The organism is Cytobacillus purgationiresistens (genome assembly GCF_030813235.1).
Classification (GTDB): domain Bacteria; phylum Bacillota; class Bacilli; order Bacillales; family Cytobacillaceae; genus Cytobacillus; species Cytobacillus purgationiresistens.
The window spans coordinates 1-10,050 of the sequence record NZ_JAUSUB010000059.1 but is presented as its reverse complement, the minus strand read 5'-3'; the positions used below and the strand labels follow the sequence as shown (position 1 = coordinate 10,050).

13 protein-coding genes and 1 pseudogene are annotated in these 10,050 nt (G+C 35.0%); 4 read left to right on the top strand and 10 right to left on the bottom strand.

Features of this window, described 5'->3' with window-relative positions; translation table 11 throughout:
• Window positions 1-523 precede the first annotated feature (523 nt).
• Together J2S17_RS28365 and J2S17_RS28360 are read left to right on the top strand one after the other, a co-directional pair.
• Entirely contained in the window at window positions 524-958 is a 435-nt protein-coding gene (locus J2S17_RS28365; protein ID WP_307480646.1) for a VOC family protein, read from the top strand.
• 59 nt (window positions 959-1,017) lie between these two features.
• A complete protein-coding gene (locus J2S17_RS28360) occupies window positions 1,018-1,602 on the top strand; it encodes a TetR/AcrR family transcriptional regulator (RefSeq protein ID WP_307480644.1) in 585 nt (194 codons plus the stop codon).
• A 671-nt stretch (window positions 1,603-2,273) separates the two neighbouring features.
• On the opposite strand, the gene J2S17_RS28355 is transcribed toward J2S17_RS28360, so the two are convergent.
• Entirely contained in the window at window positions 2,274-2,744 is a 471-nt protein-coding gene (locus J2S17_RS28355) for a winged helix-turn-helix transcriptional regulator (RefSeq protein ID WP_307480639.1), read from the bottom strand.
• A gap of 83 nt (window positions 2,745-2,827) precedes the next feature.
• Between J2S17_RS28355 and J2S17_RS28350 the strand changes: the two genes are divergently transcribed.
• Window positions 2,828-3,127, top strand: a complete 300-nt coding sequence (locus tag J2S17_RS28350) for a YciI family protein (protein ID WP_307480636.1) — start codon at window positions 2,828-2,830, stop codon at window positions 3,125-3,127.
• Window position 3,128: 1 nt separating this feature from the next.
• Entirely contained in the window at window positions 3,129-3,596 is a 468-nt protein-coding gene (locus J2S17_RS28345; RefSeq protein ID WP_307480633.1) for a DinB family protein, read from the top strand.
• A gap of 349 nt (window positions 3,597-3,945) precedes the next feature.
• On the opposite strand, the gene J2S17_RS28340 is transcribed toward J2S17_RS28345, so the two are convergent.
• The 9 genes and pseudogenes from J2S17_RS28340 to J2S17_RS28300 all read right to left on the bottom strand — a co-directional run bounded on the left by J2S17_RS28340 (window position 3,946) and on the right by J2S17_RS28300 (window position 9,800).
• Complete coding sequence (locus J2S17_RS28340; protein WP_307480651.1) at window positions 3,946-4,479, bottom strand: ClbS/DfsB family four-helix bundle protein; 534 nt, start codon at window positions 4,477-4,479, stop codon at window positions 3,946-3,948.
• A 664-nt stretch (window positions 4,480-5,143) separates the two neighbouring features.
• Window positions 5,144-5,365, bottom strand: a pseudogene (locus tag J2S17_RS28335) (FAD-dependent oxidoreductase); the annotation flags it as partial.
• Between the two features lie 197 nt (window positions 5,366-5,562).
• Complete coding sequence (locus tag J2S17_RS28330) at window positions 5,563-5,808, bottom strand: hypothetical protein (protein ID WP_307480631.1); 246 nt, start codon at window positions 5,806-5,808, stop codon at window positions 5,563-5,565.
• A 408-nt stretch (window positions 5,809-6,216) separates the two neighbouring features.
• Complete coding sequence (locus J2S17_RS28325; protein WP_307480629.1) at window positions 6,217-7,416, bottom strand: Acg family FMN-binding oxidoreductase; 1,200 nt, start codon at window positions 7,414-7,416, stop codon at window positions 6,217-6,219.
• Window positions 7,417-7,430: 14 nt separating this feature from the next.
• Window positions 7,431-8,054 carry a TetR/AcrR family transcriptional regulator gene (locus tag J2S17_RS28320; protein WP_307480648.1) on the bottom strand — a complete coding sequence of 208 codons (624 nt, stop codon included), beginning with the start codon at window positions 8,052-8,054 and terminating at the stop codon, window positions 7,431-7,433.
• Between the two features lie 170 nt (window positions 8,055-8,224).
• Window positions 8,225-8,371: a hypothetical protein gene (locus J2S17_RS28315; protein WP_307480627.1), complete on the bottom strand. Its 147-nt coding sequence runs from the start codon at window positions 8,369-8,371 to the stop codon at window positions 8,225-8,227.
• A gap of 175 nt (window positions 8,372-8,546) precedes the next feature.
• The gene (locus J2S17_RS28310) at window positions 8,547-8,762 is read right to left on the bottom strand and encodes a hypothetical protein (protein ID WP_307480625.1); all 216 of its coding nucleotides are present in this window, start codon (window positions 8,760-8,762) and stop codon (window positions 8,547-8,549) included.
• A 272-nt stretch (window positions 8,763-9,034) separates the two neighbouring features.
• On the bottom strand, window positions 9,035-9,418 hold the full coding sequence (gene glxB, locus J2S17_RS28305; protein ID WP_307480622.1) for a methylglyoxalase: 384 nt from the start codon (window positions 9,416-9,418) through the stop codon (window positions 9,035-9,037).
• Between the two features lie 103 nt (window positions 9,419-9,521).
• Window positions 9,522-9,800, bottom strand: coding sequence for an ArsR/SmtB family transcription factor (locus J2S17_RS28300; protein WP_307480619.1), 279 nt, complete (start codon window positions 9,798-9,800; stop codon window positions 9,522-9,524).
• Between the last annotated feature and the right edge of the window lie 250 nt (window positions 9,801-10,050).

The window sequence follows — 10,050 nt, the reverse complement described above, 5'->3', positions numbered from 1 at the left end:
CTAAGGTTTTAGGTGTAATTTGAGCTATTTTATGATTTTGGTTATAATTCATGGTGAGTCCTCCGAGTAGATGTTTTGTCCTTTTTAGCTGGCCAAGCTCAGGACACATTCATCTTACCAAGAGGTCTTTTTTCATTCAAATCGCATTTTCAGTTATTACAGGAATGCTGCCCCTTTAGTCCAATAAAATAAGGTTTCCGCAGCAACCGATTAATTATCATGCCCCTATAGCGCAGACACAAAATGATCATTATATAATAATAGAACTGTTTGAGAAATATTTAAGACTACAATGTTTTACATCGTCTTTAAACCTTTTTAACGTAATTCACGTCCACCCTCACATTCCCAGACTAATTCTTTTAAACTTTACTCTGCATTTTGATAGGTTCCAATACACACTTCAACCCCATTAACTGTATGAGTTTGGCGTTTATGCCCCTAAATTTTTTTAGATAAGTAATTATTTACATACATACTGTATGTATGTTAAAATTAACCAAACTAAAATAAGGAGATGGTCGTGTTGGTTAATGGTTTTTATCCAGTTATTTTAACTGAAAAGTTAGAAAAAACTGCTAATTTTTATGAAATGAATTTTGGATTTAAGCCTGTTTTCAAATCAGATTGGTATGTGAGTTTGAAAATGAATGAAAATACTGTTCCTTACGAATTAGCAATCATTGACAGTACCCATGAAACGATTCCTTCAAATTATCGTAAAGTAGTACAGGGATTGATTCTCAATTTTGAGGTTGATAATGTCGATGACGAGTATAAAAGATTAATTCATAGTGAAAAATTGCCCATCATCCAGGATATGAAAGATGAAGATTTTGGTCAAAGGCATTTCATCACAAGTGACCCAAATGGGATTTTAATCGATGTAATTCAAATCATACCACCTGGTGAGACTTATCGTTCTCAATTTAATGAGAAAATATGGTCTGAAAAATAATCTCTGATTCCAACACAGCAAGTATAAAAACAGCTCACAATATAGGAAGGCATAATTTTATGAGAAAAAATAAAATGGAAACCGATGCAACTGTTCAAAAGTTACTTACAACTGCAAGAAAACATTTTACAGAAAAAGGATATGCTAACACAGCTTTAGAAGATATCGTTACAGAGACAAATTTGACCAGAGGTGCTCTCTATCATCATTTTAAACATAAAAAGGGACTATTTTTACACATTTTTGAACTCGTACAAAAAGAGGTTGGAGAACGGGTTGAAAAAGAGGCTTTAAAAAGTGAAGATCCATGGCAGCAATTACTACTTGGCTGTCAAGCCTTTTTATCAGCTGTAGTTGAAGAACAGAACCTGAAAATCCTTTTAATTGACGGTCCTGCAGTCTTAGGCTTGGATGTCTTTAGATTAATTGATGAACAAAACTCAATGAGACATTTACGAGAGCAATTACAAGATATGAAAAATCAAGGATATTTAAAACCATTATCTGTGGATGCTATGACCCATTGTCTTTCGGGAGCAATGAATGAAGCAGCCCTTTGGATAGCAGATAATCCAAATGATGAATACTCCTTAGAAGACACAATTGCTACAATAACGAAGCTATTGGAAGGGCTGAAGAATTAAGCAAAACAGTAACAGTGATGAGAACGGAGCTTCATTAACCCAAATACAAGAGAGCCTTGGTCATAAGGACATAAAGACAAGATCACACAACTTTACTTGAAAAGAAAGCATGCGAGGAAGAATAATGCCTCGCACACTTGGAAAAATTCTGCTTTACTCCAGGATATGTACAGTGAGTAGACAATATATTGTCTGTTCTTTCAGATTAGTAAACAATCCAATACATAATAAAGTTATTATTCTAAATAAAATTATAAGGATCAATAAAGGAACGTATGTATGTTTTGGATCAACGGTGATTTTTTAAATCCAACATACAGCCCCCCTGTTTGAAGGATCAATTGTTTACCCGTCCCTTTCTCGAAGTAAAAATTTTAAAAACGGTCAAGTTTGCTGGAACAAACTTGACCGGTACATACATGTTGGCCTACTTATTGTTTTGTTTTGATTATTCTTAATCATACTAATTAATCCTTTTGACAAAATCAGTCCCAATTCTTTAGCTAGGCTAATTGCATCATGAGGCTGAATATAAGTTTTTTATTGTTCTATCTTATAATGTTATAAGTTGACCTTCTTCGTTATCTACAAAATGAATAGTTATTTTATTCACAAACTATACCACTCTATTATTTTGCTAACAGTATTTCCTCAATATCTGGTAGATAGGGCTACTGCCTCCGCTCCAATTGATTAATTACACTCTCTGAACCAGTAAATACAGATCCGCCATTTATAACCGTTTGCCGAATTAATTGAATTAAACTGTCTTTGTTCATCTGAACATCAGTCAACCAAGTTAGGGTGTCTGCAGTTTCAGGTTCATGCTTCGCTCCCCAGCCGGATAATTCAAACAGGACGGGTAATAAATCCAACCCAGCCTCCGTTACTTCGTACAGGTCTTTTCTCCTGTCATCGGGATGTGGACTTTTATTAATCAAGCCTATTGTCTCTAGACGGGATAAGCGATTCGATAGTATGTTTCTGGCAATCCCTTCATCTGAGGTAAGGAATTCCCCAAACGTTTTTTTTCCTGCAAATATGATGTCCCTGATAATAAGTAGTGACCAAGAGTCACCTAATAAATCTAGAGAAAACGAGATAGGACAATTCGACCTTCTGCGCAGTTTGGAATTATGCATAGATCCCCCTTGACTTAATTATTTAAATGTTATTATAATAAATTAAGTTTCAAATTGCAACTGAAAATAAGGAGGGAACAAGATTGAAGTTTTTGTTTGTTTATAGGGGCGGTGAGGTTCCGGACAATCGACTTGATCGAAATGTTGATGAACTATGGAGATGGCTTGACAATCTAAAGGAAGATGGTTACGAGAAGGTACGTTTTGCGGGAAGTGGGCGTAAATTTATTTCGCAAGATTCCATCGATGATTACTCCGGAGATATATTCGGCGTTTCCATTATTGAAGCAGATTCTTTGGAAAAAGCGATGTCTTTAACTCAAAATTGGCCGGAATTGCAATATGGAGGTATGATAGAAATCTTAGAAGCGATAGGTGATTAACATGTCCGATACCTATGTATTGAATTTGTTTGCAGATATTAGAAAACAAATACTGAATGTTTTAAAAAACGTGTCTGAAGGTAAAATGAAACATATCCCGAAAGGTTTCAATAACCATTTATATTGGCAGGTTGGACATGTGCTAACGATAACAGACAAATTAATATTTGAATATTCTGGCGCTGGTTCAAGAATTCCAGATCATTATAGTGATTTTTTCGCGACAGGCACAAGTCCGTTAAACTGGTCGGGGCAACCGCCAGAAATTGATCTTATTCTAATTGAATTAAAAAGCCAGCTGACGGAGATATGTGATAATTATGACGGTATGTTAACACAACCTGTAGCAGAAGAGAGCAACTTTCTTCAAGCGACCGTAATCGGTGAACTTGTTCATGTTTTAATTGCGCATGAAAGTACTCATCTTGGAATGATAACTGCGATGGTTAAAGTTCTGCAGAATGAATAATTAAAGCATGCACCGCCTACTGTTTAGAGACCAGGGATTTTAGCCCTATGCTGCTAAATCAAGTAGATGAGATATTCAATGATAATAAATTTATTACCGAACTGAAATTATCTAGACCTATTTATAATAAACCTTAATAAATAAAGGATAGTACATATTAGCCATGTATAATATGTACTACCCTTTTTTCTCTTATTGAACTAACGCCCCCTATAGCTTAAGTACATTTCTTCACAAAGTTATTCATTTCCAACTTCAATTTATTACAGGAATACTGCACGCTAGTTCCAAAAGCAAAAAAGAGCATTGATCCATATTCATTCAATCAACACCCCCTTTGTTTAGTTTATTATTTTACAACCTTGTCATTTTCCGTTTCTTTTATAATCTTTGCAATGACTTCACATTTTTTAATAGCCCAAATATAATGATGTGAGGTGTTTGCAGCAAAATAGGTATATAAATTGCTTGTTTTTGTCCACTTATAGTATTTCTTTGTTATGAGTTCTTCATCAGTATGTAATTTAATTAGTTCCATTACTCTATCATGACTTAACTTCAATTTCTTAATAGCCTGATTCAAAGTTACATCTTGATATTTTTCCCAAATTTGTTTATTAAGCAGATTTATAGTATTCCATTTATAACCCGCTGCTGGCATAAAAGGAATATCTCCATCCATGCCTTCTCTATACCATCTCTCAAGCATTGCATGCCATTCATAAAGGTGCATTAATACATCACGAAAATTCTTATCTCTCTCTTGAGTTTCAATAGAAGTTCCCCTTTTTCTGGTAGGTACAGAGTCAATTATTTCAAGCAATGATTTAAAATTCATGTCGCTATTCAACAATAAAATTTCTTTTTCACTTTTCACTGTTATACTAATCCCCTCCCTTTTTAATATATATTAACATAAGAACATATGGTCCTTTATTAATTTTCTGAAAATAAAACACAAAGGTAAAATATTGTAAATTGAGTCACTTTCTTCAATCCCTTCTTAAAAGAACAATACAATGTTTTTTACATCCACTATCCTGCCGAGATTGTGACATAAGAAAGGTTCTCTACATTTATTACAGGAATGCTGCCACGTTCGTTCCATTAGAAAAAGATAATAGATATTTTTCTCCTTTTTATTTAAAGAGAGCTAAGATTTGAAAGCATCCTTATTAACTTTATTAGTTCACTACTCAGGAAGATTTTTATTTTCATGCTGCTGCACCCATTTAATCCTTCGTATGAAGAAGCGTTTTCTATAGTGTAATTAATACACCTATTCTCACATATAAAAATTTGATCTTAATTTCAATTGATCAAATCGCCCTATTTCCTCATCTTCAATAAAGAAAATTAAGGTTGAATTTGAAGAGTTTTTTACCTTATTCAATTCTTCAGGAGTGGGGGCAGTCCTTATTTCGGGGTTTTCTTCTAATGCACCTAAAACAAAGTCAAAGCTGTATTCTCCCTCTTGATTTGTTTCAAGAACTGGAGTACCAGTTTTCCCGCTACCTAGAATTTCTTGTTCCTTGCCTTCTTCAAATTTCTAGGTCTCTCCATAACTCATTTGCACGAAGAAGCAATGGTACATAATTTTCTCCTTCTCCATATGAAAAACGAATAATTCGAGTATCTCCGTGGTGGCTTCCTTTATCATGAGGAGGGTTATGGGAATCAAGCATTAACACGCGTTTTCCTCTTTTTGAATGATAGTATCCTGCAGCCATCCCCATTGTACCAGCACCAATAATTGTGTCATAAACCATACTTAAGACTCCTTTATTTTCTGCCAATTATACTTTTTATCTAAACAAACTGCATTGATTGTACCTCATCATGAAAAACCGTAATATTATAGTGCGGTTTCTCTGTTGAACTATTCTGCCGCCTTAGCGACATAAGAAAAGAACAGTACCGTTGTTAGTTTAATAAGGGATACAGAAACCCCCAAAATTTATATTACTTAGATAAACTTCTTACTATTGGATGTAAAAATCTTTCGAGAAAAATAGTAGGCTATACTTGCAACCAATAATATTATAATAAACGGGATTGTTTTTGCCTGTCCAAATACCACTTCTTGACTAACATTATTGTTCACTAAGGATAAATTAGGGGTATAAAAGGCTGTTAAAAACCAGCCTGATAAAATGTTAACTGCTAAATACAACAAACTAAAACTTATTATAAACACAACATAATTTTTCATTTTCCTTCCTCCTTTTACTATTATACGTACAATAAATGTTTAATGTTTTACTTAATTCTTTTACTAACCCGCCACTTTTGTTACATAAGAAAAAGAGCACCTCAATAGATACTCTTACAATTCACTAATTAAAGTTTATTTTATTAATTACATCATAAGGAAAATGTAATAAAACACCAAGCGTGAAAATTGGTTAAAATAAAGATAACTGTCCTAGATCTACAACAATAGTAATCTCTGTTACTGATCCTACTTAAAATGAGCAGGTGCTATCGCCATCAAATTAAATCTAATCTGCCAGTCTATTAAATAAAGTCACTCCTGTCCTTAGTTAATCTTTCTATCCCGGAGCTGCTACCGATTAAAGAATGTTTGATGAGCAACCTGACGTAATGCAGCTTAACTTCTTCAAATGATGACATCTTTAAGCTCTCGACGAGGACTCGGATATGATGGGGATAAAGGATATCCAATACGGAAAAGAAAAATAGCTTCGCCGGTTGAATGCCTAGATAATTCTGTCAGTTTTTTTTTGAAATTATGGGTTTTGCTACCTAGCTGAATCTCCCGATCTCTCATCTCCATCGGTTGGTTTAATGGATGTAAACCTAAGCCATCATTTGCCCCTTGTAAGTGAATTCTTTGCCAGATCCGTCCTGCTCTTAGTTGACTTTCATGATCAGTTAATTCTTTAATCGTTAACAGTCCAAAAGCTGCTGCAGTTGGAACATGAGTTTGACGAGTTGACTTTAACCAAAATTGATTTGCACTCTCATGTGAGACATTAGGAAGCATTTTCCCTGCTGCTCGAACCCATGCTGGACCGCCTTGCGCATCCAATGTTAAGCCATCACGGTATTTTTGCAGCTCTTCCCAATTACCTCGATACCAAATATTACTATCATGACTCATCTCTTCGTCTACAATGATAGATTCGGTTGCTGCAATCACAAGTTTACTCGTCTTTTGTTTTTCTTCAGATGTACTTAGCCAGGTTAATTGAACATTTGGTTCGTCTTCGCAAAGCTCCTTCAATTTGCCTAATATTTCAGTAGATACAGTTCGCTCTTTATCATAAGGTCCACGGTGGGTATGTCTGTGCGGGATTGCTTGGTGTAAAATTGAACTCTTCTTAGTACCAGGATTGAGCTCAACCTTTGCTATATAATCTAAATCTAAAGGGTCTGGAAAATACTCTACTTTTGGAAAATACCCTTTTTCTTGAGCAGACAATACCATGTTTTCTACTGCGCAACCAAGTCCCATATGCATTTCACGCAATAAAGGATCCATACTCCCCAAATTCCGAGTTTTATCTGCAAATAACTCAATTGATGTTTCAGAGGCTTTGAAAATCCATGGTTGACTGTTGTGAGGATTTGATGCAAGAACTGCATCATGAACTAATGCCAAAGAATCTGTAAGATGAGATGACTCTTCAGGAGACCACAATTCATAGGCAGGTCCTTTTCCAGTACTAAATACTCCTTGGTCAATTGCTCTCCATAACAATCCACCAAATGAAACAACCAAAAATGATGTACCAGCTTTTTTTAGAAACTCTCTCCTTGTAGATGTTGAATGATTATTTTCAGCTTTTTTATTCATATAAACAACCTCCTTCACGAACCCTCCAGTAAACCCCATTCAAAACTTGAAATATAAGGACGCAGAATAGACAAAATTAACCCTATCCCCTTTGAAATACTACTATCATCAATTTCCAAGCCACTGATCTCAAGAAATGACAACCAGTTGTTGCTAATAATCCAGCAAGAAGTTAGCAAGGAATCCATATCTGATTCTGCTAATCGTAGGTGTCCTGCCTCGACAAATTGTTGAAATACCCTCCTCTGCTCAATAAACCTCTGCTTCTGAATCTGTTGGTGAATACGTTGTAGCTCAGGGTCAATCCTCATCAAGCTAATAAGTTCACGATAGAAAAAACAGTACTTAATTTGTAGCTCTATGTTTAACCTTATAATCTTCTTCATATCGCTTAATGTTGGTTCCCACCCCTTTGGTGTAAGCCACAACTTATCCCACTCTCCTATCATTTCTTGGAGAATAGAACGGATGATATCCTCTTTATTCTTAAAGTGGTAGTATAGATTTCCTGGACTAATACCAGCTTCACTTGCAATTCGGTTTGTAGATACTGCTCCTGTTCCATGCTCATTAAACAGTTTAATAGCAGCATAAATTATTTTAATTTTAGTTGCATTTTTCGAACTTATTGTTCTCACCTTCAATTAAAAAATAGAGTAAATACTCTAATTAAATAATAGAGTATTTACTCTAAAAATTCAATTAATATTCAGATATTTTTTTCATTTATTTGTAAACTTGGCAAGTTGCCATCGTTCACCCGGTTTCATCCCATCCATTAACCAGACCTCGTATGTTTTCCCACCCATTAAAGCAATTCCATACTCTCAATATCAGATAAAACATCCGGTCCGTGGTCACCTTCATATAAAAAAGTCGAATCATCTGCTATATCGTTTGGATCTGCAATATATCCGTCTGCCGTCATTGCCACATGATAAATCAATTCTGACATAACTTCGTCTCTCTTAATTTCCTTTTATTATTATTTTCAACTAACCTGCCGCTTTACTTTCATAAACAATAGAGCTGCGAATCTAAGTAATCCGCAGCTCTTGCCCTCATTAGTTAAAAATAAGTAGTTTAAATGTATTGAAACCAAACAAACCACCCGGTTTCTTTACTTTTGGCTAGAAATATCTGACCTTGGCTAAGTTAGCTCCAGGTGCTTTAGGGAAATTTAAACGTACAAGCCACAACTTTTCAGCAATTTCTTTACCACAAAAGGTTTTTGCCACTCCAAAGTAGTCTTCTTCTTCAGGTTGTGCGTATCCTTGAATTGAACCAAAAACAACATCGATACAGTTATAATCAATATATAAAGCATTTTCATATATTAAATTCACCTCAGAAGGTATCTTTCCTAATTTGTAGAAACGTACTCCATTTCGAGGAGTAATTGCTCAATTGCTATGTACCTTCCCTAATAGTTCCATAAGAAAAAGACAATACTTCACAATTCAATGGTATTTAATTTTATACCGTAAAAATGTATAACCCCGTTCCAAAATTAGGACAGGGTTAGCATAAAGTTGTTTAATTTTAGATAAAAAACACTTCACCGTACTTAAAACTTACCAATAAAGTCGTTTAGAATTTAAGTTATTTCGACATAAAGTTACTCCTGAATTATCTGAATAAGGTTGCCGCATGTATCGTCGAAGACAGCTATTGTGTTTTCGCCCATTTTTGTGGGCTCAATAGTAAACTTCACGCCTTTTTCCATTAATCGTTTGTACTCTGCGTGAATATCTGCAACCCCAAACATTGTTACTGGGATGCCTTCAGCAAATAACTTCTTTTGATATTCAGTTGCGGCCGGATGTTTATTCGGTTCAAGTAAAAGCTCGGTACCTTTTTGATCCTCGGGAGAAACAAGCGTTATCCACCTAAATTCTCCTGTGGGAACATCGTGCTTTTTTTCAAATCCCAGTGTTTCTGAATAAAATTCTAGTGCCTGATCTTGGTCTTCTACGAATATACTGGTAACAATGATTTTCATTATGTTTTTGCCTCCTGTTATAATTGCGACGTATGGGACTCTGCTTACAATCTGGCTCCAAGCAGAAAAAACCAATCATTCGTCAGAAATTTTTTAAATAAAATTACTCTATCCACCCTTTCAGCAAATTTTTAAGTGGTTCGTTGTTAAATATAAGTACTCGATATTTACCCTTTCGTTTTGATGTTACGAGCCCTGCATCTTCCAATGCAGAAAGATGCTTAGCTATCGCCTGTCTCGAAATGGAAAGGTTGTGATTCGTAATAAGACGTACCGTAAGTTCAAACAACGTCTGCTCGTTGCGTTCGGAAAGTTCGTCTAATATTAGCCGTCGAGTCGAGTCGCCAAGTGCTTTGAATATAGTGTCTTTGTCCCAATTCATGTTTCGAGTATATGCAACTCTACGGTTGCTTGTCAAGGGCAACTTTATGGTTGCGTGATTAAGTAGCCGTATCATGCAACCGTTAAAGTTACATAATATTAGTTTGAACCATTATAGAAAAATATATTTATAACACCTATTCTTATTCAACTAAACTCCCTCAATAAACAAACACTTATCTCTTAAATACGCAGTTTTTCTCCATATTACTAACTAACTTGTTTAACTTTACAGTTTTGGTTAGAACGAA